At 36.5% G+C, this 26,654-nt stretch carries 33 protein-coding genes and 1 riboswitch; of the genes, 30 read left to right on the forward strand and 3 right to left on the reverse strand.

Features of this window, described 5'->3' with window-relative positions; all coding sequences use genetic code 11:
* The first annotated feature begins 1 nt into the window (after position 1).
* The 16 genes from glyA (at position 2) to fabZ (ending at position 12,660) form a co-directional block, all read left to right on the forward strand.
* Positions 2-1,240, forward strand: a complete 1,239-nt coding sequence (glyA, locus tag HMPREF3031_RS12755; RefSeq protein ID WP_002481793.1) for a serine hydroxymethyltransferase — start codon at positions 2-4, stop codon at positions 1,238-1,240.
* A 23-nt stretch (positions 1,241-1,263) separates the two neighbouring features.
* A complete protein-coding gene (gene upp / locus HMPREF3031_RS12760; protein WP_002481792.1) occupies positions 1,264-1,893 on the forward strand; it encodes a uracil phosphoribosyltransferase in 630 nt (209 codons plus the stop codon).
* A 164-nt stretch (positions 1,894-2,057) separates the two neighbouring features.
* Positions 2,058-3,209: a non-hydrolyzing UDP-N-acetylglucosamine 2-epimerase gene (gene wecB, locus HMPREF3031_RS12765; RefSeq protein ID WP_002481791.1), complete on the forward strand. Its 1,152-nt coding sequence runs from the start codon at positions 2,058-2,060 to the stop codon at positions 3,207-3,209.
* Between the two features lie 160 nt (positions 3,210-3,369).
* Positions 3,370-3,720, forward strand: a complete 351-nt coding sequence (locus HMPREF3031_RS12770; protein WP_002481790.1) for an ATP synthase subunit I — start codon at positions 3,370-3,372, stop codon at positions 3,718-3,720.
* A gap of 33 nt (positions 3,721-3,753) precedes the next feature.
* Entirely contained in the window at positions 3,754-4,479 is a 726-nt protein-coding gene (gene atpB / locus HMPREF3031_RS12775) for a F0F1 ATP synthase subunit A (RefSeq protein ID WP_002481789.1), read from the forward strand.
* Positions 4,480-4,527: 48 nt separating this feature from the next.
* Positions 4,528-4,740 (forward strand): F0F1 ATP synthase subunit C, encoded by a 213-nt coding sequence (atpE, locus tag HMPREF3031_RS12780; protein ID WP_002481788.1) that lies wholly within the window; start codon positions 4,528-4,530, stop codon positions 4,738-4,740.
* Between the two features lie 113 nt (positions 4,741-4,853).
* Complete coding sequence (locus HMPREF3031_RS12785; RefSeq protein WP_002481787.1) at positions 4,854-5,378, forward strand: F0F1 ATP synthase subunit B; 525 nt, start codon at positions 4,854-4,856, stop codon at positions 5,376-5,378.
* Positions 5,378-5,917 (forward strand): F0F1 ATP synthase subunit delta, encoded by a 540-nt coding sequence (locus HMPREF3031_RS12790; RefSeq protein ID WP_002481786.1) that lies wholly within the window; start codon positions 5,378-5,380, stop codon positions 5,915-5,917. Before HMPREF3031_RS12785 ends, HMPREF3031_RS12790 begins: the two co-directional genes overlap by 1 nt.
* A gap of 22 nt (positions 5,918-5,939) precedes the next feature.
* Positions 5,940-7,451 carry a F0F1 ATP synthase subunit alpha gene (atpA, locus tag HMPREF3031_RS12795; RefSeq protein WP_002481785.1) on the forward strand — a complete coding sequence of 504 codons (1,512 nt, stop codon included), beginning with the start codon at positions 5,940-5,942 and terminating at the stop codon, positions 7,449-7,451.
* Between the two features lie 33 nt (positions 7,452-7,484).
* Positions 7,485-8,348: an ATP synthase F1 subunit gamma gene (atpG, locus tag HMPREF3031_RS12800; RefSeq protein WP_002481784.1), complete on the forward strand. Its 864-nt coding sequence runs from the start codon at positions 7,485-7,487 to the stop codon at positions 8,346-8,348.
* Between the two features lie 23 nt (positions 8,349-8,371).
* Complete coding sequence (gene atpD, locus HMPREF3031_RS12805; RefSeq protein WP_002481783.1) at positions 8,372-9,787, forward strand: F0F1 ATP synthase subunit beta; 1,416 nt, start codon at positions 8,372-8,374, stop codon at positions 9,785-9,787.
* A 19-nt stretch (positions 9,788-9,806) separates the two neighbouring features.
* Positions 9,807-10,211 (forward strand): F0F1 ATP synthase subunit epsilon, encoded by a 405-nt coding sequence (locus HMPREF3031_RS12810; protein ID WP_002481782.1) that lies wholly within the window; start codon positions 9,807-9,809, stop codon positions 10,209-10,211.
* A gap of 186 nt (positions 10,212-10,397) precedes the next feature.
* On the forward strand, positions 10,398-10,631 hold the full coding sequence (locus HMPREF3031_RS12815; protein ID WP_002481781.1) for a DUF1146 family protein: 234 nt from the start codon (positions 10,398-10,400) through the stop codon (positions 10,629-10,631).
* A gap of 109 nt (positions 10,632-10,740) precedes the next feature.
* A complete protein-coding gene (gene murA / locus HMPREF3031_RS12820; RefSeq protein ID WP_002481780.1) occupies positions 10,741-12,012 on the forward strand; it encodes a UDP-N-acetylglucosamine 1-carboxyvinyltransferase in 1,272 nt (423 codons plus the stop codon).
* Positions 12,013-12,092: 80 nt separating this feature from the next.
* Positions 12,093-12,218 carry a DNA-directed RNA polymerase subunit beta gene (locus HMPREF3031_RS13935; protein ID WP_353422199.1) on the forward strand — a complete coding sequence of 42 codons (126 nt, stop codon included), beginning with the start codon at positions 12,093-12,095 and terminating at the stop codon, positions 12,216-12,218.
* Positions 12,219-12,222: 4 nt separating this feature from the next.
* Positions 12,223-12,660 (forward strand): 3-hydroxyacyl-ACP dehydratase FabZ, encoded by a 438-nt coding sequence (fabZ, locus tag HMPREF3031_RS12830; RefSeq protein ID WP_002481778.1) that lies wholly within the window; start codon positions 12,223-12,225, stop codon positions 12,658-12,660.
* A 72-nt stretch (positions 12,661-12,732) separates the two neighbouring features.
* Here the strand turns inward: fabZ and HMPREF3031_RS12835 are convergent, their stop codons facing one another.
* Complete coding sequence (locus HMPREF3031_RS12835; protein WP_002481777.1) at positions 12,733-13,176, reverse strand: YwpF family protein; 444 nt, start codon at positions 13,174-13,176, stop codon at positions 12,733-12,735.
* Positions 13,177-13,361: 185 nt separating this feature from the next.
* On the opposite strand from HMPREF3031_RS12835, the gene HMPREF3031_RS12840 reads away from it, so the two are divergent.
* The 9 genes from HMPREF3031_RS12840 (at position 13,362) to HMPREF3031_RS12880 (ending at position 20,942) form a co-directional block, all read left to right on the forward strand.
* Positions 13,362-13,778 (forward strand): single-stranded DNA-binding protein, encoded by a 417-nt coding sequence (locus tag HMPREF3031_RS12840; RefSeq protein WP_002481776.1) that lies wholly within the window; start codon positions 13,362-13,364, stop codon positions 13,776-13,778.
* A 711-nt stretch (positions 13,779-14,489) separates the two neighbouring features.
* A complete protein-coding gene (locus tag HMPREF3031_RS12845; RefSeq protein ID WP_002481775.1) occupies positions 14,490-15,167 on the forward strand; it encodes a transglycosylase family protein in 678 nt (225 codons plus the stop codon).
* A 209-nt stretch (positions 15,168-15,376) separates the two neighbouring features.
* Positions 15,377-16,138 (forward strand): LysM peptidoglycan-binding domain-containing protein, encoded by a 762-nt coding sequence (locus tag HMPREF3031_RS13850; protein WP_002481774.1) that lies wholly within the window; start codon positions 15,377-15,379, stop codon positions 16,136-16,138.
* Between the two features lie 113 nt (positions 16,139-16,251).
* Positions 16,252-16,348, forward strand: a riboswitch (TPP riboswitch).
* Between the two features lie 67 nt (positions 16,349-16,415).
* On the forward strand, positions 16,416-17,096 hold the full coding sequence (tenA, locus tag HMPREF3031_RS12855; protein WP_002481773.1) for a thiaminase II: 681 nt from the start codon (positions 16,416-16,418) through the stop codon (positions 17,094-17,096).
* 2 nt (positions 17,097-17,098) lie between these two features.
* Positions 17,099-17,920, forward strand: a complete 822-nt coding sequence (thiD, locus tag HMPREF3031_RS12860; RefSeq protein ID WP_002481772.1) for a bifunctional hydroxymethylpyrimidine kinase/phosphomethylpyrimidine kinase — start codon at positions 17,099-17,101, stop codon at positions 17,918-17,920.
* The gene (gene thiM, locus HMPREF3031_RS12865; RefSeq protein ID WP_002481771.1) at positions 17,913-18,707 is read left to right on the forward strand and encodes a hydroxyethylthiazole kinase; all 795 of its coding nucleotides are present in this window, start codon (positions 17,913-17,915) and stop codon (positions 18,705-18,707) included. Before thiD ends, thiM begins: the two co-directional genes overlap by 8 nt.
* Complete coding sequence (gene thiE / locus HMPREF3031_RS12870; RefSeq protein ID WP_002481770.1) at positions 18,708-19,346, forward strand: thiamine phosphate synthase; 639 nt, start codon at positions 18,708-18,710, stop codon at positions 19,344-19,346. It abuts the gene before it with no gap.
* Between the two features lie 88 nt (positions 19,347-19,434).
* Entirely contained in the window at positions 19,435-20,304 is an 870-nt protein-coding gene (gene yidC, locus HMPREF3031_RS12875; RefSeq protein ID WP_002481769.1) for a membrane protein insertase YidC, read from the forward strand.
* Positions 20,305-20,429: 125 nt separating this feature from the next.
* Positions 20,430-20,942 carry a GNAT family N-acetyltransferase gene (locus HMPREF3031_RS12880; protein ID WP_002481768.1) on the forward strand — a complete coding sequence of 171 codons (513 nt, stop codon included), beginning with the start codon at positions 20,430-20,432 and terminating at the stop codon, positions 20,940-20,942.
* A 56-nt stretch (positions 20,943-20,998) separates the two neighbouring features.
* On the opposite strand, the gene HMPREF3031_RS12885 is transcribed toward HMPREF3031_RS12880, so the two are convergent.
* Together HMPREF3031_RS12885 and cls are read right to left on the reverse strand one after the other, a co-directional pair.
* Positions 20,999-21,649, reverse strand: a complete 651-nt coding sequence (locus HMPREF3031_RS12885) for an HD domain-containing protein (RefSeq protein ID WP_002481767.1) — start codon at positions 21,647-21,649, stop codon at positions 20,999-21,001.
* A 23-nt stretch (positions 21,650-21,672) separates the two neighbouring features.
* Complete coding sequence (gene cls, locus HMPREF3031_RS12890) at positions 21,673-23,154, reverse strand: cardiolipin synthase (protein WP_002481766.1); 1,482 nt, start codon at positions 23,152-23,154, stop codon at positions 21,673-21,675.
* Between the two features lie 158 nt (positions 23,155-23,312).
* Between cls and csoR the strand changes: the two genes are divergently transcribed.
* The 5 genes from csoR (at position 23,313) to HMPREF3031_RS13600 (ending at position 26,559) form a co-directional block, all read left to right on the forward strand.
* Positions 23,313-23,606, forward strand: coding sequence for a copper-sensing transcriptional repressor CsoR (gene csoR / locus HMPREF3031_RS12895; RefSeq protein WP_002481765.1), 294 nt, complete (start codon positions 23,313-23,315; stop codon positions 23,604-23,606).
* A gap of 14 nt (positions 23,607-23,620) precedes the next feature.
* Positions 23,621-23,827 carry a putative copper chaperone CsoZ gene (locus HMPREF3031_RS12900; protein ID WP_002481764.1) on the forward strand — a complete coding sequence of 69 codons (207 nt, stop codon included), beginning with the start codon at positions 23,621-23,623 and terminating at the stop codon, positions 23,825-23,827.
* Between the two features lie 18 nt (positions 23,828-23,845).
* Positions 23,846-24,052: a copper ion binding protein gene (locus HMPREF3031_RS12905; protein WP_002481763.1), complete on the forward strand. Its 207-nt coding sequence runs from the start codon at positions 23,846-23,848 to the stop codon at positions 24,050-24,052.
* A gap of 92 nt (positions 24,053-24,144) precedes the next feature.
* Positions 24,145-26,337, forward strand: a complete 2,193-nt coding sequence (locus HMPREF3031_RS12910; protein ID WP_002481762.1) for a heavy metal translocating P-type ATPase — start codon at positions 24,145-24,147, stop codon at positions 26,335-26,337.
* 81 nt (positions 26,338-26,418) lie between these two features.
* A complete protein-coding gene (locus HMPREF3031_RS13600) occupies positions 26,419-26,559 on the forward strand; it encodes an Lmo0850 family protein (protein WP_023016106.1) in 141 nt (46 codons plus the stop codon).
* Positions 26,560-26,654 lie beyond the last annotated feature (95 nt).

Below are 26,654 nucleotides of genomic sequence, written 5' to 3' on the forward strand. Positions count from 1 at the left end.
CATGTCATTTATCGAAAAGGAAGACAAAGCAGTATTTGAAGCTATTCAAAACGAATACAATCGTCAGAATAACAACATTGAATTAATCGCATCAGAAAACTTTGTGTCAGAAGCAGTAATGGAAGCACAAGGTTCAGTATTGACTAATAAGTATGCTGAAGGTTACCCAGGACGCCGTTATTATGGCGGCTGCCAATTTGTAGATGTAACAGAAACATTAGCGATTGAACGTGCGAAAGAGTTATTTGGTGCAGAACACGTTAACGTACAACCACATTCAGGTTCACAAGCAAACATGGCAGTTTATTTAGTTGCATTGGATTACGGTGACACTGTATTAGGTATGAACTTAAGCCATGGCGGTCACTTGACACATGGTGCTAAAGTCAACTTCAGCGGACAATTTTATAACTTTGTCGAATACGGTGTAGATAAAGAAACAGAACGCATCGATTACGAAGAGGTACGTCGTCTTGCGAAAGAAAACAAACCTAAATTAATCGTTGCGGGAGCATCAGCTTACCCAAGAGAAATCGACTTCAAGAAATTCAAAGAAATTGCTGATGAAGTCGGTGCTAAATTAATGGTAGACATGGCACATATCGCTGGTTTAGTAGCTGCAGGTTTACATCAAAACCCAGTAGACTATGCTGATTTTGTGACAACTACAACGCATAAAACTTTAAGAGGCCCTCGTGGCGGTATGATTCTTACTAAAAAAGAATATGCGAAACAAATTGATAAAACAATTTTCCCAGGTATTCAAGGTGGACCATTAGAACATGTTATTGCGGCAAAAGCAGTAGCATTCGGTGAAGCATTGCAACCTGAGTTCAAAGTTTATCAAGAACAAGTCATCAAAAATGCAAAAGCATTAGCTGATACGTTAATCAATGAAGGCTTCAGAGTTGTTTCTGGTGGTACAGAAAACCACTTAGTAGCGGTTGATGTTAAAGGTTCATTTGGTATTACAGGTAAAGAAGCGGAAGAAGCATTAGATGAAGTGGGCATTACTTGTAACAAAAACACAATTCCATTTGACCAAGAAAAACCATTCGTAACAAGCGGTTTACGTTTAGGTACACCAGCTGCAACAACACGTGGATTCGATGAAAAAGACTTTGAAGAAGTAGGTAAAATCATCAGCCTAGTTGTTCAAAATCCTAAAGATGAAGCGAAGTTAAAAGAAGCTTCTGAACGCGTACAAGCTTTGACTTCAAAACATCCACTATATAAATAAGAGAACTAGGAGGCTATTCCTTTATGGGAAAAGTACATGTATTTGATCATCCGTTAATTCAACACAAATTAAGTTACATCCGTGACGTCCACACTGGAACAAAAGAGTTCAGAGAGTTAGTAGACGAAGTCGGTATGTTAATGGCATATGAAGTGACAAGAGATTTGGAACTTCAAGATGTTGAAATCGAAACACCCGTGACTAAAACGGTAGCGAAAAGATTATCTGGTAAAAAACTAGCGTTTGTACCGATTCTTAGAGCTGGTTTAGGTATGACACAAGGTGTCTTAAGCTTAATCCCTGCAGCGCGTGTCGGTCATGTCGGTTTATATCGTGATCCAGAAACATTGGAAGCAGTTGAATACTTTGTTAAATTGCCTCAAGATATTGAGGAAAGACAAATTATTGTCGTAGATCCAATGTTAGCAACAGGTGCTTCAGCAATTGAAGCTATCAACTCGTTGAAAAATCGTGGTGCGAAACATATTCGTTTCATGTGCTTGATTGCTGCGCCTGAAGGTGTGGAATTACTTCAAGAAGCGCACCCGGATGTTGATATTTATATTGCAGCACTTGATGAAAAATTGAATGATAAAGCATATATCATCCCAGGTTTAGGTGATGCTGGAGACCGTTTATTCGGTACAAAATAAGAAGTGTTCAGCAGTCACATATATTAACCTATGTGCATGCTTTAAATGGAAATAAGAGATAAATAGATATAAGAGTATGCAAATTGTTTAGCGTAGATGAACAGAAAGTTCAATCTGTGATGCCATAACATTGCATACTCTTTCTCTGTATAGGAGGCATTGACTTGAAGAAAATAATGACAATCTTCGGCACGCGACCTGAAGCAATCAAAATGGCGCCATTAGTCAATCAATTAAAACATGAAGAAGCGCTAGAACCTGTGGTTGTCGTTACGGCTCAACATAGAGAAATGCTTGATGCTGTACTAGAAACGTTTGATATTCAACCAGATTATGATTTAGATATTATGAAGGCAGGGCAAACGTTATCAGATATTACTTCTAGAGTTTTAAAAGGATTGGAAGCTATTATTCAACAAGAGAAACCAGATATGATATTAGTCCACGGTGATACGATGACTGCATTTGCCAGCGGTTTAGCAGCATTTTACAATCAAGTCGCTATAGGTCATGTAGAAGCTGGATTAAGAACTTGGAATAAGTATTCGCCTTATCCTGAAGAGATGAATCGCCAAATGATCAGCTGTTTATCAGATATTCATTTTGCGCCGACAAAACAAGCGAAGGCGAATCTATTAAAAGAGAATATACCTAGCGCTAAAGTTGTAATTACAGGCAACACTGCCATTGATGCTATGAATACTACAATTCAAAAGGATTATCATTCAGAAGTGATGAAACGTCATAAAGACAAGCGCGTTATTTTATTGACAGCGCATCGTAGAGAAAATTTAGGTGAACCCATGGCACATATTTTCAGTGCAGCACGAAGATTAGTGGAAGCACATGAAGATGTGGTGTTGGTTTATCCTATGCATAAGAATCCTAAAGTACGTGAAATTGCACAACAGTATCTCAGTGATCATGATCGCATAGAATTGATAGAACCTTTAGATGTCGTAGATTTTCATAACTTTGCCCATCAGTCTTATTTGATACTGACAGATTCAGGCGGTATTCAAGAAGAAGCACCATCTTTAGGCAAACCAGTTTTAGTATTAAGAGATACAACAGAACGACCTGAAGGTGTAGAAGCGGGTACCTTGAAATTGACTGGTACGGAGGAAGAAGATGTGTATCGAGAAGCTGAATTATTATTAACGAATCAAGCACTTTATCAGCAAATGAGTGAAACTGCCAATCCTTATGGAGATGGTAAAGCTTCGAAACGCATTTGTGACAATATTAAGTATTATTTTAATCTGACAAGCGAAAAACCTGTAGATTTTAATGAAAATAAAGACAATTATGAATGATTTGTTAAAAATGTGTCTAATTTGTGACAAAAATCACTCATAAGAATTGCATGTTTTGAATGTAATTGACACGCGTTCCATTGCTATATTATGATTAAAAATGTATGGATGAAATGGTTTACAAATGATTCGTATCTCCATGTGAAATGAGGCACAATAAATGAAACAGTTCAACTTAATTTTTAAGCAATATCTTCAATATTACATTTATTGGTTGTTAGCCTTGGTTGTAATAGCAATTTTTATACCAAAGCCTTTCATTATTGGTCTTATCATCGGTTCATTTGGTTCCTTGATCAATACATACATCTTTGAATTATATTTATCTCAGGCGCAGAAACAAGAAACGTCTCAGATATCTACAGGTGGGATATGGCGCTTTTTAGTGGCACTTGCTGCTTGTATTATCTGGGTTTATTTCAAAAACCAAGTGAATATTATTGGTGTAATGATTGGTTTAATGATTTCATACTTATTAATCATTTTTCGACCATTTCTTCACAAAATGTAATACAAATCAACGAATGAAAGAGGTGAGTATTATATGCAACATAAAAGCCCTGTAGTTACATGGGAGCTATTTGGTTTAGATATCAAATTCAACTTGGCTAGTATTTTAATGGTAATTATTACAGCAATTATTGTTTTAGCAATAGCCATAGCTTGTACACGTAACTTACAGAAACGACCGACTGGCAAACAGAACTTCATCGAATGGGTCTTTGACTTTGTTAGAGGCATCATCGAGAGTAACCTTGCATGGAGACATGGCGGTCAATTCCACTTCTTGGCAGTAACATTAATTATGTTTATCTTTATCGGTAACATGTTGGGTCTGCCATTTGCGATAGTCATCGACCATACGCTATGGTGGAAATCTCCGACAGCTGATGCCACAGTTACTCTGACGTTGGCAATGTTAATGATTCTGTTGACACATTACTACGGTATCAAGTTGCGCGGAGCGAAAGGTTACTTTAAAAATTATGCTCAGCCTTTCTTAGCGTTAACACCTGTCAATATATTTGAAGAATTTACAAATACATTGACGCTCGGTCTACGTTTATACGGTAATATTTACGCTGGTGAAATTTTAATCGGCTTATTATCTACTTTAATCATAGGCCATGCAGCTTGGGGTTGGATTATCGGTATTCCAGGCTTAATTGCTTGGCAAGCATTCTCGATTTTCATCGGTACGATCCAAGCGTATATCTTTATCATGTTATCCATGGTATACATGTCCCACAAAGTTGCGGACGACCACTAGTTTTTCCACATTAAAATTTTATAAAAATATTTAGGAGGATTTTTTAATATGAATTTAATCGCAGCGGCAATCGCAATTGGTTTATCAGCACTTGGTGCAGGTATTGGTAACGGTCTTATTGTATCTAGAACAGTTGAAGGTGTAGCACGTCAACCAGAAGCACGTGGACAATTAATGTCAATCATGTTCATCGGTATCGGTTTAGTTGAGGCATTACCTATCCTTGGCCTTGTTATCACATTCATCGTCTTATTCATGTAATTTATACATCGATACTAACGGCGAAGTCTCACATCGACTCTCGCCATTTCTTTCGTAAACAACTATCGTAAGAGCCAATAGAGGACTTTGAATGAAAGGAGTGTCCAAGTACTGTGACTGCGACTACAAACACATTAGTTTTAGGTGCTGCAGGCGGCGGTGTTGAATGGGGTTCAGCATTAGTAACATTAATTACTTTCTTAATCCTTTTAGCATTGCTTAAAAAGTTCGCATGGGGTCCATTGAAACAAGTCATGGATAAACGTGAACGCGATATCAACAAGGATATCGATGATGCAGAACAAGCTAAAATTAATGCTCAAAAATTAGAAGAACGAAATAGACAAACACTAAGAGAAACTCAAGAAGAGGTTCAAAAAATCTTAGAAGAAGCAAAAGTTCAAGCGCGTGACCAACATGAACAAATCATTCATGAAGCTAACGTCCGTGCAAACGGCATGATTGAAACTGCACAAAGTGAAATCAACAGCCAAAAAGAACGTGCAATCTCTGAAATCAACGATGAAGTTTCTAAACTATCAGTTCTGATTGCATCTAAAATTTTACAAAAAGATATCTCAGAACAAGATCAAAAAGACTTGATCGACAAGTACATTAAAGAGGTAGGGGATAAATAATGGCAGATGTTGCTAAAAAATATGCCCAAGCACTGTATGAAACGTCACTCGATAAAGATGTTTTAGATTTAATGTACGATGAATTTGCTGTTATTGATGAAGCAGTAATTCCTTATAAAGAGAAATTAAAATCTTTCGATGAAGATCCAAAGAATATTGCACAAAACCGCAAAGCTTTTGTTGATGCAACATTCCAAGATATCAATGAATACTTAAAAAACATGTTATATGTCTTAGCTGAAAATCGAAATCTTGCGATTATCTCTGAAGTATTCAGAGCATTCCAAGGTTTATACAATCAACACTATAATCAAGACTTTGCAACGGTTGAGTCTGTATATGAGCTTTCTCCAGAAGAACTGGACAAAGTAGGGGAGTCTTTAATTCAACGTACAGGACTTGAAAGAGTCATTCTTACAAATGAAATCAATCCAGCACTCATCGGCGGTTTGAGAACAACTGTAGGAACTAAAGTATATGACGGCAGTATTCAAAATGATCTTATTAACTTAGAGAGAAGATTTACTAGAACGAAATAATAATTATAGAGGAGTGACATAGATGGCCATAAAAGCTGAAGAGATTAGTGCATTACTTCGCTCACAAATTGAAAATTATGAGTCAGAGATGTCTGTTACTGATGTTGGTACAGTAATTCAGATTGGTGACGGTATTGCATTAGTTCACGGATTAAACGACGTTATGGCTGGTGAGTTAGTAGAATTCCATAATGGTGTGCTTGGACTAGCTCAAAACTTAGAAGAATCTAACGTCGGTATTGTAATTTTAGGACCATACACTGACATTAAAGAAGGCGACGAAGTTAAACGTACAGGACGTATCATGGAGGTGCCTGTAGGTGAAGAATTAATCGGTCGTGTCGTGAATCCATTAGGTCAACCACTTGATGGACAAGGTCCAATTGAAACAAATAAAACACGCCCAGTTGAAGAAAAAGCAACAGGCGTTATGGCAAGAAAATCAGTTGACGAACCATTACAAACAGGTATCAAAGCGATTGACGCATTAGTACCAATCGGTCGTGGTCAACGTGAGTTAATCATCGGTGACCGTCAAACTGGTAAAACAACAATTGCAATCGATACAATCTTGAACCAAGCGGATCAAGACATGATTTGTATCTATGTAGCAATTGGTCAAAAAGAATCAACAGTACGTGCGACTGTAGAAAAATTAAGACAGCATGGTGCTTTAGATTACACAATCGTTGTAACTGCGTCAGCAGCTGACCCAGCTCCATTATTATACATTGCGCCATATGCAGGTGTAGCAATGGGTGAAGAATTCATGTTCGACGGTAAACAAGTGTTAATCGTTTATGATGATTTAACTAAACAAGCAGCAGCTTACCGTGAACTTTCATTATTACTTCGCAGACCACCAGGTCGTGAAGCATACCCAGGTGACGTTTTCTATCTACATAGTAGATTATTAGAACGTGCAGCTAAATTGAATGATGAATTAGGTGGCGGTTCAATTACTGCATTACCTATCATTGAAACACAAGCCGGAGATATCTCTGCTTATGTTCCAACAAACGTAATCTCAATCACTGATGGACAAATCTTCTTAGAATCAGACTTGTTCTTCTCAGGGGTACGTCCAGCGATTAACGCCGGATTCTCAGTATCTCGTGTAGGTGGTTCAGCGCAAATTAAAGCAATGAAAAAAGTTGCGGGTACTTTACGTTTAGACTTAGCTTCATACCGTGAGTTAGAATCATTCGCGCAATTCGGTTCAGACTTAGATGAATTCACAGCAAGAAAATTAGAACGTGGTAAACGTACAGTTGAAGTTCTTAAACAAGGACAAGGTGAACCATTACCAGTTCAAAACGAAGTATTAATCATCTACGCATTAGTTAATGGCTTCTTAGATGATATCCCAGTTCAAGACGTTCAACGTTTTGAAGCAGAAATCATCAGCTGGACTAAAAACAATGCGCCAGAAATCTTAGATGAAATCAAAACAAAAGGTACTTTACCTGACAAAGAAAAAATGAACAGCGCAATTGAAAACTTCAAACGCAGTTTCAGTATTTCTGAAGAGTAAGATGAAGCGAAGTATAAATAAGGTGGTGAAATAATGGGATCTCTAAAGGATATTGATTCAAGAATCAAGTCGACGAAAAAAATGAATCAAATTACCAAAGCGATGAACATGGTAGCGAGTTCTAAGCTCAACAGAGCACAACGTAACACGAACCAGTTCAAACCTTATATGGAAAAAATGCAAAATGCGATTACAGCAGTTGCAGGCCAAACGACTTCTAATCATCCGATGCTGAAGAAACGTCCGGTTAAAAAACGTGGTTACTTAGTTATTTCAAGTGATCGTGGATTAGCTGGTGCATATAACGCAAATATCTTGAAGAAAGTGGTACAAGATATCGAAGCGCGTGGTGAAAGTCAGAGCGATTATAAATTACTCGTTCTTGGTAAAGTAGGTATTGATTTCTTCAAAAACAGAGACTATGAAGTAGACTTTGCATTGCCGGATGTTCCAGATCAACCGTCATACAAAGATATTTCTTCTGTAACGAAGAAAGCAATCGATTTATATAGCAACGGTGATATTGATGAGTTGGAAATTTACTACAACAAATTCGTCAACGTTCTTGAAAATACGCCAACTGCAAGAAGAGTATTACCATTAGCAGAAGAAGATACAAGTTCAGGACATGGACAAATGTCTTCATATGAATTCGAACCAGATAAAGAATCAATTTTAAATATTATTTTGCCGCAATATGTAGAAAGCTTAATTTACGGCTCAATTCTGAATGCGAAAGCCAGCGAGCACGCATCTAGAATGACTGCCATGAAGAATGCTTCTGATAATGCGAGCGACCTTATTGACGATTTATCATTAGAATATAACCGAGCACGTCAAGCAGCAATCACACAACAAATTACTGAGATTGTCGGTGGCGCAACAGCTCTTGAATAGTATATTAAAGGAGGAAAAAAAGAATGGGTGTAGGCCGCGTAACACAAATCATGGGTCCAGTTATTGACGTAAGATTCAATCATGATGAACTGCCTAAGATTAATAACGCATTAGTGCTAGATGTACCTAAGAAAGATGGCACGACTGAATCTCTTACATTAGAAGTAGCACTTGAATTAGGCGACGACGTAGTTAGAACTATCGCCATGGACTCTACAGACGGAATTAAACGTGGTGACGACGTTAAAGACACTGGTCGTCCAATCAGTGTACCTGTCGGTGAAGATACGTTAGGAAGAGTATTTAACGTTTTAGGTGATCCAATCGATAATGATGGACCGATTTCTGAATCAGTTCCACGTGAACCAATTCATAGACAACCACCTAAATTTGATGAATTATCAACAAAAGTTGAACTACTTGAAACTGGTATCAAAGTAGTAGACTTATTAGCACCATATATCAAAGGTGGTAAAGTTGGTTTATTCGGTGGTGCCGGAGTAGGTAAAACTGTATTAATCCAAGAATTAATTAATAACATCGCTCAAGAACACGGCGGTATTTCAGTATTCGCAGGTGTTGGTGAACGTACACGTGAAGGTAACGACTTGTACTTCGAAATGAGCGACAGTGGTGTTATCAAGAAAACAGCGATGGTATTCGGACAAATGAACGAACCACCTGGTGCACGTATGCGTGTAGCTTTATCAGGTTTAACAATGGCTGAATACTTCCGTGATGTTAAAGGACAAGACGTTCTTTTATTCATCGATAACATTTTCCGCTTCACACAAGCAGGTTCTGAGGTATCAGCATTGCTTGGCCGTATGCCATCAGCCGTTGGTTACCAACCAACATTGGCAACAGAAATGGGTCAATTACAAGAACGTATCACTTCTACAATGAAAGGTTCTATCACATCTATCCAAGCGGTATTCGTACCTGCCGATGACTATACTGACCCAGCGCCAGCAACAGCTTTCGCTCACTTAGACTCAACAACTAACTTAGAGCGTAAATTAACAGAAATGGGTATCTACCCAGCCGTTGACCCATTAGCGTCAACTTCACGTGCGCTTGAACCAAGCATCGTTGGTCAAGAACACTATGATGTTGCTCGTCGTGTACAATCAACATTACAAAAATACAGAGAATTACAAGATATCATCGCAATCTTAGGTATGGATGAATTATCTGATGAAGATAAGAGCACAGTTGAACGCGCAAGACGTATTCAATTCTTCTTATCTCAAAACTTCCACGTTGCAGAACAATTCACTGGTCAAAAAGGTTCATACGTACCTGTTAAGCGTACAGTTGAAGACTTCAAGGACATTCTTGAAGGTAAATACGACCACATCCCTGAAGATGCATTCCGTTTAGTTGGCAGCATGGACGATGTATTAGAAAAAGCTAAAGACATGGGTGTTGAAGTATAATATTAGGAGGTAAAGTTTAATGAACACAATGAACGTTAATATTGTTACTCCTAATGGTTCTGTTTATAACCAAGATGATGTTGAAATTGCGATTCTGCAGACAGTTGGAGGCGACATTGGTGTAATGGCCGGCCATTTACCAACTGTTACAGCAATTAAAACAGGTTATGTTAAAGTAAATTATACAGATGGGATTGATTTCATTGCGGTCAGTGATGGTTTCGTTGAAATCAGACATGAAAGCACATCAATTATTGTACAGACAGCAGAAAAAGCTGAAGATATTGATATCAGACGTGCTAAATCGGCTAAAGAAAGAGCAGAATCACATTTGAATAACAATGACGAAGATACTGACATTAACAGAGCAGAACGAGCTTTAGAACGTGCGGAAAACCGCATTAAAGTTTCGGAAATGAAATAATAACAACCATAAAGTATAGGATATATCTCACTTTGAGGTATATCCTATTTTTTAATGTCAAATTTTAGGGTAAACATATGAGTGAACAGATATTAGGATTTTGAATTTCTAAGTAAGAATGTATGATTTTACTCTATTTTCATGTACAATATGAGACAGTAAACAATTGAGGAGACGACAAAGATCATGGAATATTTAGGGCAATTTGCGATTGCGCATTTGATTATGCATGTGCTTTGTATCTGTGTCGCATATTGGGCATTGAATGCGATTAGGTTGGATCAATTCTTTAAAAAGGGTTATCCTGTCCAAGTACAAGTATTGATTATATTTCTTGCGATTTTAATCGGAACAGGAGTTAGTAATTTCATCATAGATTTATTGCAATTTTCAACGCAACTTAAATATCTTGGCCGCTAATCGTTTGAGTGTAATTCAAATGTTTTTCCATATATAATAATAGGTAATAGAAGAGATGAGAAATTTTTAAATTGAAGATGTTCAGGAGTTAAAAAGTGGAGGAGTAGTAATGAATAGAGATAGAATGATTATTAAAGGCGGAAATCGTCTAGTAGGAGAAGTACAAGTTGAGGGAGCAAAAAATGCAGTATTGCCAATTTTAACTGCATCATTGTTAGCTTCAAAGGGAGCGAGTACATTACATAATGTGCCTGAGTTAAGCGATGTTGAAACGATTAATAATGTACTTTCAACGCTTAATGCTGAAATTGAGTACCATAAAGAGGATAACAGCGTGACAGTTGATGCGACGAAACAATTGAATTCAGAAGCACCTTATGAATATGTCAGTAAAATGCGTGCGAGTATTTTAGTCATGGGTCCATTGCTTGCACGTTTAGGTCATGCAAAAGTAGCTTTACCAGGCGGTTGCTCTATCGGAAGCAGACCGATTGAACAACATATCAAAGGATTTGAAGCACTAGGTGCCAAAATTCATTTAGAAAACGGCTTTGTCTTTGCTGAAACTGCAAATGGTTTAACAGGTGCAGAGATTCACTTAGATTTCCCAAGTGTAGGTGCTACACAAAATATCATCATGGCAGCTTCATTAGCAAAAGGTAAATCTGTTATCGAGAATGTTGCACGTGAACCAGAAATCGTTGACCTAGCAAACTACATCAACGAAATGGGCGGTAATGTAACTGGTGCAGGAACAGATACAATTACGATTCATGGTGTCGAAGCTTTACATGGTGTAGAACATGCGATTATCCCAGATCGTATTGAAGCAGGTACATTACTTGTAGCAGGCGCTATTACAAGAGGCGATGTTTTAGTTAAAGGTGCAATTAAAGAACATTTAACAAGCTTGTTGTATAAACTAGAAGAAATGGGTGTCAACTTATCATATGAAGATAAAGGTATCCGAGTATCTGCAGAAGGTGAATTGCAACCAGTAGATATCAAAACATTACCACACCCAGGATTCCCTACAGATATGCAATCACAAATGATGGCGTTATTGTTAACAGCTGAAGGACATAAAGTCATTACAGAAACTGTCTTTGAAAATCGCTTTATGCATGTTGCTGAATTCAAACGAATGAATGCTCAAATTACGGTTGAAGGACGCAATGCAAAAATTACAGGTAAAAGCCATTTACAAGGCGCACAAGTGAAAGCAACTGATTTACGCGCTGCAGCAGCATTGATTTTAGCCGGTTTAGTGGCTGAAGGTACTACTGAAGTTTCAGAATTACAACACTTAGATAGAGGTTACGTAAACTTTAACGGTAAACTTAAAGCTTTAGGTGCTGATATTGAGCGTGTTAATAAATAAGTAAGTAGGGGATTAAGATGATTAAACGCTTTTATTTTAAAGTGATAAAATTACCGATTGGTTTTCACATACTCATCGTTATGCTTATGATGCTTTTGATGTTTTTCATCGGTATGTGTATCGGTTTTATATTGAATCATCAAAATCCGCTTAATATATTTGAATACCAGACTTGGTATCATTTCAAGCAAATTTTTGGAGGCTAGTAACATGGAAACAATTTTTGACTATAACCAAATTAAAAACATTATCCCACACCGCCAACCTTTTTTATTAATTGATAAAGTTGTTGAGTATGAAGAAGGTCAACGTTGTGTGGCTATTAAACAAGTATCAGGTAATGAACCATTCTTCCAAGGTCATTTCCCAGAATACGCGGTTATGCCAGGCGTGTTGATTACTGAAGCATTAGCACAAACTGGTGCAGTTGCGATTTTAAACAGTGAACAAAACAAAGGTAAAATCGCATTATTCGCTGGTATTGATAAATGTCGTTTCAAAAGACAAGTTGTACCTGGTGATACATTACAGTTAGAAGTTGAAATTACTAAAATGCGTGGACCAATTGGTAAAGGCACTGCGAAAGCAACTGTTGATGGTCAATTGGCATGTAGCTGTGAATTAACATTTGCAATCCAAGATGTATAAGCTGATATAAAAAGACTGAGACAATAGATATAAAGCATTGCTTTAATTCATCTATATTGTCTCAGTCTTTTTTTAATCTTCTCTTTTTTCGTCTTTTAAACGTGGTTTTGATTGCATCATACGGTTGAATGAAGTCTTTAATTCTTCACCAGATAATCCATCATCTACAAGTTGTGCTAATAAATTTTCAGCATAAACTTGTCTTAATGTATAGACGTGGCAATCAAAAATAATAGACATACGCTCATTATCGTATAATGAAATATTTTTAATTGTTGCATCGAATAATGCAGGATCATTAGAAGGACGTGTGATCACAACACGTATATCTAATAATGTTTCATCATCCATATATTCTTTCATAATATCGTAGTGGTTACTGGAGATTACAATTTCTAACAACCAGCCGGTGCCGCTTTGTTCTTTATTGATAATTACACCATCATAGAGTTCATATTCTATAACGCCACCGTGTTCAGTGACAATTTGGAATCTGACTGCTTTAAATGTTTTCAATTGAAGTCACTCCAATCTTTTTAAAATCTGCAAATTTTTTCTTTCTGATTCTAGTATAGCGTAAAAGATAAAAATATTTGAGAGATAGTACAGAAAATTAACCAATCAACTATAAAATTTCTCTTAATTTGTGTTTTGACGATATGTATCAATCTGAATATGATAGTAATCAAGGAGGTGACAAAATGCTTAATAAAATCGTTATTGTAGGAAGATTGACGAAACAACCTCAATTGACAGCAAAGGAGGAATCAGACATTGTATACTTTAGTGTTGCGACAGAACGTCATTATAACTATCAAGGCCAGAACAAACAATCTGTAGACTTTATTAATTGTAAGGCTTTTGGCAAGATTGCCCGAAATATTGCCAGCTATACACAAAAAGGATCGCTTGTCGGTATTACTGGCTATATGCATTCCTACAAATATGAAAAAGATAATCAAACACATTTCGGTATGGAGCTGGTTGTAGAAACAATCAAATTTATCTCGCATCCGAATGACAATTCAAGTTGTCAATTCTCATCACACCATGCACAAACGGACACTTTGATGGGTGAATATGAAGGAAGCCCGTCCTTCGACGCCATTCATCTCTAACTACCAAGTTATCCATTGACATTATATATGCTTAACTGCATATCTCCCAAAATCAAATTGCAACAACCAGCATGATGTATCCATCTCTATCCTGTTCAAAGTATCATGCTGTCCTCTCGTTAATTAAAAGTAATTCATTATGATGTTAGAATTATCCTTCTTTCTATTATAGGAAGATTCCTATAATCTATTCCAAACTCTATTTTTAAACTCTATTTAGTCCAACGCATAGCTTTTACTGCGAAAGATGCTTGGATTGCTCCATTTTCAATTTTGTACTTTCAACTTAATCCATAAAAAACTCTTTAAATATACTAATACTCACCAAGACTTTGCATAAATTTCACTTTATGCAGGGTCTTTTTTCATAAAAACTACGTTTGACAGAGAAGAAATCGGGTTTTATTGCGGTTTTTTCTAGAAGTTTTAGCAGATGTAAAGGGTAAAATAACCCTTCAATTATCTGAAAGATTACATAAATGTTACATAGGTTAAGAGTCAAAATTCAGTTCGAATGTGATATTAATAGGATTTGAAGTGATAGTAAGATATCTAACTATTTTATTTTAATGTAATTTACACGTAAAATTAAGCTGTATTTTTTTATTTCGCTGTAACCTACACCCTGATTTCAGATGATATAGTTGTAATTGCAAATTGATGATATTAATCACACGAAAAAACAATTACCTTATAGGAGGATTTTTAGAAATGAAAAAATTATTAGTAGCTTCATCAGCAACAGCAGCATTATTCGCAGTAGGAGTAGGAGCAGAAGCTCACGCATCTGAACAAGGAAATGCAGATCAAGCACAATTAGCAGAAACAGCATTAAACAATCCTGAACAATTAAACGAAAGCCCTGTACAAGAAGGCGCTTATAATATTAACTTTGAATATAATGGTTTAGACTTCAACTTTGAATCAGACGGTCAATATTGGAGCTGGAGCTATGGTCAAGCAGGCGGTAACGCACCAGCAGCTCAAACTACAACTCAACAAGCACCAGCAGCTCAACAAGCTCCAGTAGCTGAGCAAGCAGCACCACAAGCACAAGAAGCAACAACTCAACAAGCACCAGCACAACAAGCAGCACCTCAAGCTCAACAAGCTGCTCCACAACAATCAGCAAGCACTGGTTCATCAGCTGGTTTAAATGATCACTTACGTGCAATTGCACAACGTGAATCAGGTGGCGACATCCACGCAATCAACCCATCATCAGGTGCAGCAGGTAAATTCCAATTCTTACAATCAACTTGGGATTCAGTAGCACCAGCTGAATGGGTAGGTAAATCACCAGCATCAGCACCAGAAAGCGTACAAGACGCAGCAGCTGTTAAATTATATGACGGTGGCGCAGGTGCAGGTCACTGGGTTACTGCATAATTCAGTTAACTGATTATAAATAAATAGTTAAAAAATCCATCAGGCAGGTTATCTCCAATTTAGGAGGTAACCTGCCTTTTGTAATATGTATGTAAAGAAAGACACAAGAAATATATATTGTTGTAACCTATGTTATTAGGATAGATGCTATTATAAAGACATCAAATAAATGATTTAATACAAACACCTTATGGGAGGACATATTTTACATGAAGAAATTACTAGTAGCATCGACAGCGGTGACAGCTGCTGCAGCAGTATTGGCAACAGGAATTGGAACTCAAGACGTACAAGCAAAATCATCATCAAAAGCTGAACATGCGAAGAAAGTAAAAGACGCTGAAAAGTATCTAAACGAAAAAGGTGAATACACTGTAGTTAAAGGTGACACTTTAAATAAAATCGCTAAAAAATTCGACGTTAAAGTCAAAGAATTAAAAAAATGGAACGATAAAAAATCTGACTTAATCTTAGTAGATGAAAGTTTAAAAGTTAAAGAACCTAAAAAAGTTGCGACAACACAAACAGCTGTACAATCAGACAGCCACTATGCATACAATACGCAACAAGTATCTTACAATAATTATAACCAAGCGCAATCAAACAATGCGCCACAATCATCATATACAGCACCACAACAATCTTATAACGCACCACAAGCATCATACAGTGCACCATCATATGCATCTTATGGTTCAGGTTCAGTAAGATTAGCTAACGGTAATACTGCAGGTTCTACAGGTGCATACGCAGCAGCACAAATGGAAGCTCGTACAGGCGTATCTGCATCAGTATGGGAAAACATCATTGCACGTGAATCAAATGGACAAGTTAATGCGTATAATCCGTCAGGTGCCAGCGGTTTATTCCAAACAATGCCTGGTCATGGTTCTACAGCAACAGTTCAAGATCAAATCAATTCAGCTGTACATGCATATAACGTACAAGGATTAAGTGCTTGGGGTTATTAATGTTAAATAGTTAAAATTCAAGTCGAGACTGAGGTCTCGGCTTTTTTTATGAAAACAGATTCATTGCAAGTATGAAAGGGCTTTGATATTTTTAGTATGTAAATAAATTAAATAAAAACTGCTAGGGGCGCCTTTTGGCTGAGATAGGAAACTAGACCCTTTAAACCTGATTTGGTTAAGACCAACGTAGGAAAGTAGATACATAGTATGCATGATGCAAAAATACTGAAACTGCACTCCTAGGTTGGAATGCAGTTTTTTTATTGGAGGAATAAAAGTGACTTTTGCTGAAACACTTGAAAGAGATGCACAACCGATTATTGATCAAATTTATGATGATAATTTCATTCAAGCATTGTTAAAAGGGAATATAGATAAAGAGTCAATTAGACAATATTTACGTGCAGATGCCTCGTACTTAAGAGAGTTTGCGAATATCTATGCTTTATTAATTCCTAAAATGCCGAATTTAGAAAGTGTTCGATTTCTAGTTGATCAAATTCAATTCATTGTGAATGGTGAAGTGGAAGCACATGAATTCATGGCAGAATACGTGGGTGAACCGTATCACGAAATCGTACAACAAAAAGTGTGGCCGCCAAGTGGTGACCATTATATTAAACATATGTATTACAACGTTTATGCCCATGAAAATGCTGCATATGCGATTGCGGCAATGGCACCTTGTCCTTATGTCTATGCAGAAGTAGCAAAACGTGCAATGCAAGATGACAGATTAAATCAATCTTCTATATTGAAAAATTGGTTTGAATTCTATCAAACAGAAATGGATGCATTAATCGATGTTTTAAACCAATTAATGAATGAGTTAACAAAACATATGACAGATACAGAGAGACAAGAAGTCAGAGAGAATTATCTACAAAGTACAGTACATGAACGAAACTTCTTTAATATGGCTTATACAAAAGAACAATGGGAATTTGGAGGTAAATAATTATGAACAAACCGAAAATTGCTTTAACGATTGCAGGCACAGATCCAACAGGCGGCGCAGGTGTAATGGCTGACTTAAAGTCATTTCATGCATGCGGTGTGTACGGGATGGCCGCAATCACAAGTATCGTAGCGCAAAATACAAAAGGGGTTCAACACATTCATAACTTAGAATTATCTTGGTTAGAAGAACAGTTAGATAGTGTGTTTGATGACGAATTACCGCAAGCGATTAAAACTGGCATGATTGCGACAAAAGAAATGATGGAATTAATTCGCACTTATTTAGAAAAGCATCCTGAAATTCCATATGTCATTGATCCAGTAATGCTAGCCAAAAGTGGAGACTCTTTAATGGATGATAAAGGTAAACATGCCTTACAAAGTATCTTGTTACCACTTGCTGATGTTGCAACACCTAACTTACCTGAAGCAGAGGAAATTGTAGGATTCAAATTAGATAATGAAGATGCGATTAAAAAAGCAGGTAAAATCTTCATAGAAGAAATCGGCAGTAAAGGTGTAGTCATTAAAGGTGGTCATATCGAAGATGACAATATCGCAAAAGACTATCTATTTACGAAAGATGGTTTAGAAATTTTTGAAAGTGAAAGATATGAAACAAAACATACACATGGTACAGGTTGTACTTTTTCAGCTGTAATTGCGGCTGAGCTAGCGAAAGGGAAAACGATTTATGAAGCGGTTAAAAAAGCAAAAGACTTTATCGCATTAAGTATTAAATATACACCTGAGATCGGACAAGGCAGAGGACCAGTTAACCATTTCGCATATATGAAGAAAGTAGGATTAGATGATGAGTAAAGGTTTAGATAGAATCAGAACAGAACATCCATTAGTTATTTGTTTTACGAATGATGTCGTCAAAAATTTTACAGCTAATGGACTTTTAAGTTTAAGTGCGAGTCCAGCAATGAGCGAAGCACCAGAAGAAGCAGAAGATTTTTATCCACACGCAGGTGCAGTCTTAATTAATATTGGCACACTGACAAAAGCGAATGAACAAGCAATGTTAGAAGTTGGAAAAATTGCGAATAAGACAAACACACCGTTAGTATTTGATCCCGTTGCTGTGGGAGCATCAACGTATCGTAAACAATTCTGCAAAACATTCCTAGAGCAAGTGAAACCAACTGTAATCAAAGGAAATGCTTCAGAAATTTTAACGCTTATAGATGATACAACAACAATGAAAGGTACAGATAGTGCTGAAAGCTTAGATGTTGTATCCATTGCGAAAAAAGCACATGAACAATATCAAACTGCCATTGTGTTAACTGGTGAAACAGATGTCATTGCTCAAAACAATAAAATCGTTAAGCTGAATAATGGTTCACGTTTCTTAACGCAAATTACAGGTGCAGGTTGTTTATTAGGTGCTATTGTAGGTGCATTCTTATTTAGAAATGAAAATCCAGAGATTGAAGATTTAATTGAAGCAGTTTCTGTTTATAATATTGCAGCTGAACGTGCTGAACAATTAAGTGAAAGTAAAGGACCAGGTACTTTCTTAGTTCAATTTATTGATGCATTATATAAAATAGACAGTGAAGCAGCAGTAGAAAATCGTAAAGCACAAGAGGTGAAATAAGTGTTTCAACCAGAGGATTTAAAAGTTTACTTTATTTGCGGAACACAAGATATACCTGAAGGTCGTACGATTCATGAAGTATTGACTGAAGCATTAGAAGGCGGCATTACGATGTATCAATTTCGTGAAAAAGGGCCTAACGCTAAAACAGGTGATGCGAAGAAAGAACTGGCACAATCTTTGAAACAATTATGTGAACAATATCATGTACCTTTTATCGTAAATGATGATGTTGAATTAGCAGAATTGATTGATGCTGATGGCATTCATGTTGGACAAGATGATGCGAAAGTGAATACTTTTAAGACGCACTTTAAAAATAAAATTATCGGTTTAAGTGTCGGCAACGAAACAGAATTAGCGCAATCTGATTTAACAGATGTCGATTATATTGGCGTTGGTCCGATATTTAAAACAGGGTCTAAAGACGATGCCAGTGATCCTGTCGGCACAGAAATGATTGAAACATTGCATGAGAAAACAAATGGTATGCCGATTGTCGCAATTGGCGGTATTGCGTTAAATAATGTCGAACCGATTGCGCAAACACATGCACAAGGTGTATCAGTAATTTCAGCGATTGCTCAGAGTTCAAATGTTAAAGAAACCGTTCGCAATTTCTTACAATATTTTAAATAATGCCCTTAATTCTATGTTTTTGTTTTCTACACCTCATAGAATGTGATAAAATTATTTTTATGTGAATAATACCAATAGAGGTGGAAAAATGAATAAAAAAGCATTATTGCCTTTGCTTCTTGGGGTTATGGTTTTTCTTGCAGGATGTGATTATTCTAAACCTGAAAACAGAACAGGTTTTTTCTATAATACATTTGTGAAAAACATGGATAACATCATCCATTGGCTAGGCTCTAGTTTTAATAACGATTATGGATTAGCGATTATTGTCTTAGTTTTAGCAATCCGTATTGTCGTTCTGCCATTCATGCTTTCTAACTATAAGAACAGTCACTTAATGCGCGAAAAAATGGTGATTGCAAAACCAGATATGGACGCAGTGAAAGAGAAAGTAAAACGTGCACGCACACAAGAAGAAAAAATGGCAGCAAACCAAGAAATGATGGAAGTTTATAAAAAATACGATATGAATCCAATGCAAAGTATGCTTGGATGTTTACCAATGTTAATACAAATGCCTGTAATCATGGGCTTATTCTTCGTATTAAAATACCCATCACCAGGTGGTATTGTAGAACATCCTGATTTCTTATGGTTCAACTTAGCAAAACCGGATATTTGGATTACAATTATTGCCGGTGTGTTATACTTCCTACAAGCTTACGTATCAACATTCAGTATGCCGCCTGAACAAAAACAAATGAGTTACATGATGATGATCATTTCACCAATTATGATTATCTGGGTATCATTAAGTTCAGCAGCTGCATTAGGTTTATACTGGTCAGTCAGTGCCGCGTTCTTGATTGTTCAAACATATGTTGCGAACCAATATTACTCTAAGAAAGCGAAAGAAGAAGTCGCTCCAATGATTAGAGAATATGAAAAGAAACATGGTAAAGACGGTAAACAAAAAGGTGCGCAAGTCTTAGGTAAGAAAAACAGAAAGAAAAAATAATACATCATTGATGACTTAAAATCAGTTGCAACTAAAATTGCAGCTGATTTTTTATTTAGGATTTGTACAATAGGGAATAGTAATAGTAACTAAAAGTGTTATTTTAAAATTGGAGGGGAATACCAATGGAAATTAAATCAGTAACAACTGCTGACATTTTAGAGTTACAGAAAATCAGCTATAGAACTTTTGATGACACATTTAGAGAAATGAACAGCCCAGAAAATATTAAAGATTATTTAGATACAGCATTTACACAAGACAAACTAAGACGTGAATTAGAAGATCCACATTCGAATTTCTATTTCTTGTATGATAACGATAAAATTGTCGGATATTTAAAGTTGAATGAAGGGGATTCACAAACAGAACAAGTTTCATCTGATTGTACTGAAATAGAACGCTTATATATTTTGAAGAATTATCATGGCTATGGTTATGGTAAAAAATTATTGAACTTTGCTATAAAGACAGCAGTCGAAGATGGTAAAAAATGTGTATGGCTAGGTGTATGGGAAAAAAATGAACAAGCATTAGGTTTCTATAAACATTTAGGATTCAAGAAAATCTCAGAACATGATTTCATGATGGGGAATGATAGACAAACAGATTTAATCCTAGCATATAATATCGAATAAAAAAGAAGCGGTTGAGAATTTAGATTTGTTCTCAACCGCTTCTTCATCTTATTTGCTTATTGTTCTGTAAACTGCCATTCGTTAAAGAATTGTGCGACGAAGAATTCCATAAAACGATGACGTTCTTGCGCAATTTCTGAAGCTGTTTCAGTATGCATTAAATCTTTAAGTTTAAACAATTTATCATAGAAAAGCTTAATCGCTGAAGGATCATAATTTTCTAATTCGTTATCAGAACTAATACTATCAGGAATAGGCCCTTGCCACATCGGCTCATCAAAGTGACCCGCAAATTGGAACGTACGCGCTATACCAATTGCACCAATCGCATCTAAGCGATCTGCATCTCTAACAATATAACCTTCTTTGGATAAGGGGATTTCTTGATCCACATTATGACGAAAGCTGATGTTTTTGATGATATGCATAATTTTTTCTTGATCCTGTCCACTAACTTCAATACGGTTTAAAAAATCAATTAGTTGATTTTCAGCAGCAGTTTCATCTGTTAATTTGGTATCTACCGTATCATGTAATAATGCAGCCATCTGAATAATGTAAGGATTGCCGTAGCCTTCTTGTTCAGAGATGAAGAGTGCCATTTTAACGACCCGCATGACATGGTTGATATCATGCCCTGTGTGATCTGTTTGATGGAAGTCTTTCATATATTGTTCAGCTGATTTTAATTGTTGATATTGATTCATGACTTTGTGTACTCCTTTATGATTTACAATATCGGTGAAATTAAGTTAGCAATGGCTTCTTTGAATTTCACCCATAAACTGCGTTGATTATAACGCTCTTGTGTTAATTCTGAAGATAACATTAAATCTTGATTGAACTGGTCACGCAATTGTGCCGCAATTTGACGGTCATAAATAAACGCATTGATTTCAAAATTCAGTGTAAAACTACGATGGTCCATATTCGCTGTTCCCACACTTGCGACTTCGTCATCAATAATCATCATTTTTGAATGTAAGAAACCATTGTCATAATGATAAACCTTGACGCCTGATGCCAACAGTGATGCAACATTTTTCAATGTCGCAAAGTAGACGAATGGATGGTCTGGTTTATTTGGAATCATAATCGATACATCTACACCGCCTAATGCAGCAATAGACACAGCATCCATAAAGGCTTGGTCAGGAATAAAGTAGGGCGATTGAATTTGAATCGAATTTTTCGCTGAAGTAATCATTTTCAAATAACCGTATTTGATTTGCTCCCAATCTTCATCTGGACCGCTTGATGCGATTTGGATACCGATAGAACTACCTGTATCAATGTCAGGGAAGTAGCGATCAGAATAAGTGATGTTATCACGCTTAGCTTGTGAGTTCCAATCTAAAATAAAGCGTAATTGCAAGGCATTGACCGCATCTCCGACAATACGTAAGTGCGTGTCTCTCCAGTATCCGAAACGTTTGGATAAGCCTAAATATTCTTTACCAACATTAAAACCTCCGACATATCCGATATAACCATCAATCACGACAATTTTACGGTGATTTCGGTTGTTTAATCTAAAGTTGATAAGCGGTAATTTAGAAGGGAAGAAAGATTCAACTTGTCCGCCCTTTCTTCTGAACTCATCAAAGTCTTTTAAAGTTAAGCCCCTGGAACCCATATCATCGTATAACATTTTTACTTCAAGGCCTTCTTCAAGTTTTTTCTCTAAGGCAGCTAAGATACGTTTACCAAGCTTGTCATTTCTAAAAATGTAATACTCGATATGGATGTAATCTGTGGCGTTTTCTATATCTTTAATCAACGCATCAAACTTTTCATGACCATCTGTAAAAATCGTCATTTCATTATCAGTAGTTAAGAAGGCTGAGTTATTATACAACAACATTTGTACCATTGATTTATGTTTGACGATTTCATGGTTCCCTTTAGAGAACTCTTTGGTTTGTAATGCTTTTAATTGTTCATTAACAATTGCCTCTAATCCAATACGGTCTTCCTCATCTAAGGAAAAGATATGATCTCTTTGGATTTGACGGCCCAGCAATAAATAAAGTATGAACCCGATAACAGGCAAGAATACGAGTACGAGCAACCATGCCCAAATCGATCCTGCAGATCTTCTTTCCATAAATACAATAACGAAACCGAATACGAGGTTTAATATGAATAAGCCGATTAAAATAATATTGATGACTAAATTGGCTTGAAAAGGTATAAAGTCGAAATTATACATAAGTAACCTCCGTGTTTTTAATCAGCAATTATGTATGTTTTTACTTTTGCTGATGTTGAACTTATTGTAACACAGGCACACCTTTCACGATACATTTGACATATACCTATATAGGGTATATTCTAGAGATAGAAACCTAACAGGACGGAGGTTCAAACATGACGCAAGAAGAACGCGCACATCATTCAGAAAAAATAAAATCTAACCTTAAAGCACGACTGAATCGTATAGAAGGACAAGTCAGAGCGATTAATCGCATGATAGATGAAGATGTTTATTGTGATGATGTTTTAACACAAATCAGAGCGACACGTTCAGCTTTGAATAGTGTTGCTGTAAAATTGCTGGATCATCATATGAAAGGCTGTATTTTGCATAAAGCTGAAGATGGACAAGCAGAAGCTGCAATGGAAGAATTATTAGTTACCGTCCAAAAATTAATTAAAGATTAATAAAGGAGTCAGACATGCATAGTAGTGTGATTCAAATCAGTGGTATGGAAACTGAAGAACAACAGCATATTTTGCAAGAACATTTGCAGCAAATGATTGGTATGTCAGAAGTGCAAGTGGATCTGAAATCACAAGAAGTGAAAGCGAGTTACCAGACACCAATCAGTTTAAACAATTTGGAAAAAGAAATTTATGATCAAGGTTACCAAATATTAAATTAAAAAGAGGAGTGTTGTGATATGGAAAAACAATTAAAAGTTGAAGGTATGAGTTGCAGTCATTGTAAAAAAGCTGTAGAAGATGCTGTTGGTAAAGTAAATGGCGTTGACCAAGTAACGGCTACCCCAGATAATGATACAGTAGACGTAACATTCAATGGTGAAGATAAAGTATTATCTGAAGTTGAATCAGCAATTTATGACGCAGGTTATGACGTTGTAAAATAAGACAGAATTATAAAGGCTCAAGTTATCTCTATGGCTGAGCCTTCTTTTTTAAATAAAAATATACCTATGTAGGGTATAGGAGCGGGTGAAATATGGAAAAAGCAGAGTTTAAAATATCAGGTATGACTTGTGCTGCTTGCTCATCACGAATTGAACGGGTTTTGAGTCGTACAGAAGGGATCGACCAAGCGAATGTGAACTTAGTCACTGAAAAAGCATCTATCGAATATGATCAAAGCCATGTCGATATGGATCAAGTCTTTGAAAAAGTGAAACAGCTCGGTTATGAACCCATTGCGCTTGAAACTGCAGATGAAGCAAAAGCACGTAAAAATCAAGAGTTAAATCGTCAAAAAATGAAATTTATTATTGCGATGATTTTATCATTGCCATTGTTATATACCATGGTGGGGCATTTCAGCTTCTTAAGCTTCTTGCCACTCCCTCATGTGATGACAGAACCGTGGTTCCAATTTATCTTAGCAACGCCAGTCCAATTTATTCTAGGTTGGCAATTCTATAAAGGTGCGTATGGTGCATTAAGAAATAAGAGTGCTAATATGGATGTCTTGGTCGCATTAGGGACTTCCGCAGCGTACTTCTATAGTATCTATATGTGGATTATTCATGCAGGTGAAAAACACATTCCATTGTACTTTGAAACCAGTGCAGTTTTAATTACGTTAATCTTACTTGGTAAATACTTTGAGGCGAAAGCTAAAGGCCATGCGAGTGATGCGATTAATAAACTGTTATCACTTCAAGTTAAAGAAGCGCGTGTAGAACGAGATGGGGAAGCGGTCTCTTTACCAGTCGATCAAGTACAGAAAGGTGATGTTTTACTGATTAAAAGCGGTGAATATGTGCCTTTAGATGGTGAAATTATCGAAGGGGAGACTAGTTTAGATGAATCAATGTTAACTGGTGAAAGTATTCCTGTAGATAAAACGATTGGTGATGAAGTCATCGGTGCCACATTAAACCATGGAAACTTTATTAAAGTGAAAGTGACACATACAGGCGATGATTTAGTATTAAATCAAATTATTAAAATTGTTGAAGAAGCACAAGGAGAAAAACCAAATATTCAACGTTTAGCAGATAAGATTTCTGGAATCTTTGTGCCGACAGTACTCGGTATCGCGCTTGTTGTGTTTATTATTTGGTTCAGTTTTATCACACCATTTAAATTTCAATCTAGTTTAGAGGTCTTTATCGCAGTCATAGTTATTGCATGTCCATGTGCTTTAGGTCTTGCGACACCGACATCAATTATGGCTGGATCAGGACGTTCAGCAGAATTAGGTGTGTTATTCAAATCATCTGAAGCGTTAGAACAAACGCAAAATGTGGACACAATCGTATTTGATAAAACAGGCACATTAACAGAAGGGCAACCTTCAGTATACAAAGTCATCGATAATACAGATAATCAACAGTTCGGAACACTTGTAAAAAGTTTAGAAGTACAATCTGAACATCCATTATCACAAGCAATTACAGACTATTATCAAGATGCGCAAAACTTGATAGTAGAACAGTATCAAACACATCCAGGTAATGGTATCAGTGGTTATATTAATGGACAGTTTATCAAAATCGGATCACAAAGCTTTATTCAACCTGATTTGAATGATTGGGATGAGCAGCTTGAAGCAGAAATAAAAGATTTACAACATCAAGGTTCAACGGTTGTATTAGCTTCAATCGATAATCAATTTGCGGGATTGATTGCCTTAAGAGATGAACCGAAAACAAGTGCCAAAGCATTAATTGAACGCTTAAATCCACATTATGATATTGTGATGTTAAGTGGTGACAGCCAAGGTACAGCTGAAGCCATTGCTGAAGAGTTAGGCATTAACCGTGTCATCGCTGGTGTGAAACCTGATCATAAAGCTGAAGAGATTACGAAATTACAAGACGAAGGAAAAAATGTGATGATGGTCGGTGATGGTATCAATGATGCACCAGCATTAGCAAAAAGTAACATCGGCTTGGCAATGGGTACAGGTTCTGATATTGCGATTGAAGCAGGCGACATTATGATTGTCGGTGGAGATATTGAAAAAGTAGAAGATGCGTTAGATATGAGTCAGCGTACGATGAAGAATATTAAACAAAACTTATTCTTCGCATTCTGTTACAATGCAATCGGCATTCCGATTGCGGCATTCGGTTTACTTGCCCCATGGGTGGCTGGCGCTGCAATGGCATTCAGTTCAGTCTCAGTCGTACTCAATGCATTAAGACTACAAAAAGTTAAACCACAAAAGAAAATATAAAAATAATGTAGTAAAATGAAAATTTTTAGGGTAGAATAAAAGTAACTATTCTATAGTAATACGAAGATGGGGTGAACACGAATGAATAATAATACAGATAAACTACGTAATGTCGTTCAATTGTTATCTTCGCTCGGTGTCAATATTAAGAAAACGAAATCCAGATTAGAGATTATGCATACGTTACCGAATACTTCAGTAGCGACACCAAAATTAAAGTAATAAAAAACAGGTTATCGATTCGGACATTGAATGCAATGTTCAACCGATAACCTGTTTTTTAGGGCTCTCTGTCAAATAGGACTGGTGAGCTAAAA

It is taken from the genome of Staphylococcus sp. HMSC072B07, from assembly GCF_001815505.1.
GTDB lineage: Bacteria > Bacillota > Bacilli > Staphylococcales > Staphylococcaceae > Staphylococcus > Staphylococcus simulans.

What these genes read in the sequence shown, in the direction of transcription:
- glyA (WP_002481793.1), top strand. Translation starts at nt 2, where the DNA reads ATGTCATTTATCGAAAAGGAAGACAAAGCAGTATTTGAAGCTATTCAA.
- upp (WP_002481792.1), top strand. Translation starts at nt 1,264, where the DNA reads ATGGGAAAAGTACATGTATTTGATCATCCGTTAATTCAACACAAATTA.
- HMPREF3031_RS12770 (WP_002481790.1), top strand. Translation starts at nt 3,370, where the DNA reads ATGAAACAGTTCAACTTAATTTTTAAGCAATATCTTCAATATTACATT.
- atpB (WP_002481789.1), top strand. Translation starts at nt 3,754, where the DNA reads ATGCAACATAAAAGCCCTGTAGTTACATGGGAGCTATTTGGTTTAGAT.
- atpE (WP_002481788.1), top strand. Translation starts at nt 4,528, where the DNA reads ATGAATTTAATCGCAGCGGCAATCGCAATTGGTTTATCAGCACTTGGT.
- HMPREF3031_RS12790 (WP_002481786.1), top strand. Translation starts at nt 5,378, where the DNA reads ATGGCAGATGTTGCTAAAAAATATGCCCAAGCACTGTATGAAACGTCA.
- atpA (WP_002481785.1), top strand. Translation starts at nt 5,940, where the DNA reads ATGGCCATAAAAGCTGAAGAGATTAGTGCATTACTTCGCTCACAAATT.
- atpG (WP_002481784.1), top strand. Translation starts at nt 7,485, where the DNA reads ATGGGATCTCTAAAGGATATTGATTCAAGAATCAAGTCGACGAAAAAA.
- atpD (WP_002481783.1), top strand. Translation starts at nt 8,372, where the DNA reads ATGGGTGTAGGCCGCGTAACACAAATCATGGGTCCAGTTATTGACGTA.
- HMPREF3031_RS12810 (WP_002481782.1), top strand. Translation starts at nt 9,807, where the DNA reads ATGAACACAATGAACGTTAATATTGTTACTCCTAATGGTTCTGTTTAT.
- HMPREF3031_RS12815 (WP_002481781.1), top strand. Translation starts at nt 10,398, where the DNA reads ATGGAATATTTAGGGCAATTTGCGATTGCGCATTTGATTATGCATGTG.
- murA (WP_002481780.1), top strand. Translation starts at nt 10,741, where the DNA reads ATGAATAGAGATAGAATGATTATTAAAGGCGGAAATCGTCTAGTAGGA.
- HMPREF3031_RS13935 (WP_353422199.1), top strand. Translation starts at nt 12,093, where the DNA reads ATGCTTATGATGCTTTTGATGTTTTTCATCGGTATGTGTATCGGTTTT.
- fabZ (WP_002481778.1), top strand. Translation starts at nt 12,223, where the DNA reads ATGGAAACAATTTTTGACTATAACCAAATTAAAAACATTATCCCACAC.
- HMPREF3031_RS12840 (WP_002481776.1), top strand. Translation starts at nt 13,362, where the DNA reads ATGCTTAATAAAATCGTTATTGTAGGAAGATTGACGAAACAACCTCAA.
- HMPREF3031_RS12845 (WP_002481775.1), top strand. Translation starts at nt 14,490, where the DNA reads ATGAAAAAATTATTAGTAGCTTCATCAGCAACAGCAGCATTATTCGCA.
- HMPREF3031_RS13850 (WP_002481774.1), top strand. Translation starts at nt 15,377, where the DNA reads ATGAAGAAATTACTAGTAGCATCGACAGCGGTGACAGCTGCTGCAGCA.
- thiD (WP_002481772.1), top strand. Translation starts at nt 17,099, where the DNA reads ATGAACAAACCGAAAATTGCTTTAACGATTGCAGGCACAGATCCAACA.
- thiM (WP_002481771.1), top strand. Translation starts at nt 17,913, where the DNA reads ATGAGTAAAGGTTTAGATAGAATCAGAACAGAACATCCATTAGTTATT.
- yidC (WP_002481769.1), top strand. Translation starts at nt 19,435, where the DNA reads ATGAATAAAAAAGCATTATTGCCTTTGCTTCTTGGGGTTATGGTTTTT.
- HMPREF3031_RS12880 (WP_002481768.1), top strand. Translation starts at nt 20,430, where the DNA reads ATGGAAATTAAATCAGTAACAACTGCTGACATTTTAGAGTTACAGAAA.
- HMPREF3031_RS12885 (WP_002481767.1), bottom strand. Translation starts at nt 21,649, where the DNA reads ATGAATCAATATCAACAATTAAAATCAGCTGAACAATATATGAAAGAC.
- cls (WP_002481766.1), bottom strand. Translation starts at nt 23,154, where the DNA reads ATGTATAATTTCGACTTTATACCTTTTCAAGCCAATTTAGTCATCAAT.
- csoR (WP_002481765.1), top strand. Translation starts at nt 23,313, where the DNA reads ATGACGCAAGAAGAACGCGCACATCATTCAGAAAAAATAAAATCTAAC.
- HMPREF3031_RS12900 (WP_002481764.1), top strand. Translation starts at nt 23,621, where the DNA reads ATGCATAGTAGTGTGATTCAAATCAGTGGTATGGAAACTGAAGAACAA.
- HMPREF3031_RS12905 (WP_002481763.1), top strand. Translation starts at nt 23,846, where the DNA reads ATGGAAAAACAATTAAAAGTTGAAGGTATGAGTTGCAGTCATTGTAAA.
- HMPREF3031_RS12910 (WP_002481762.1), top strand. Translation starts at nt 24,145, where the DNA reads ATGGAAAAAGCAGAGTTTAAAATATCAGGTATGACTTGTGCTGCTTGC.
- HMPREF3031_RS13600 (WP_023016106.1), top strand. Translation starts at nt 26,419, where the DNA reads ATGAATAATAATACAGATAAACTACGTAATGTCGTTCAATTGTTATCT.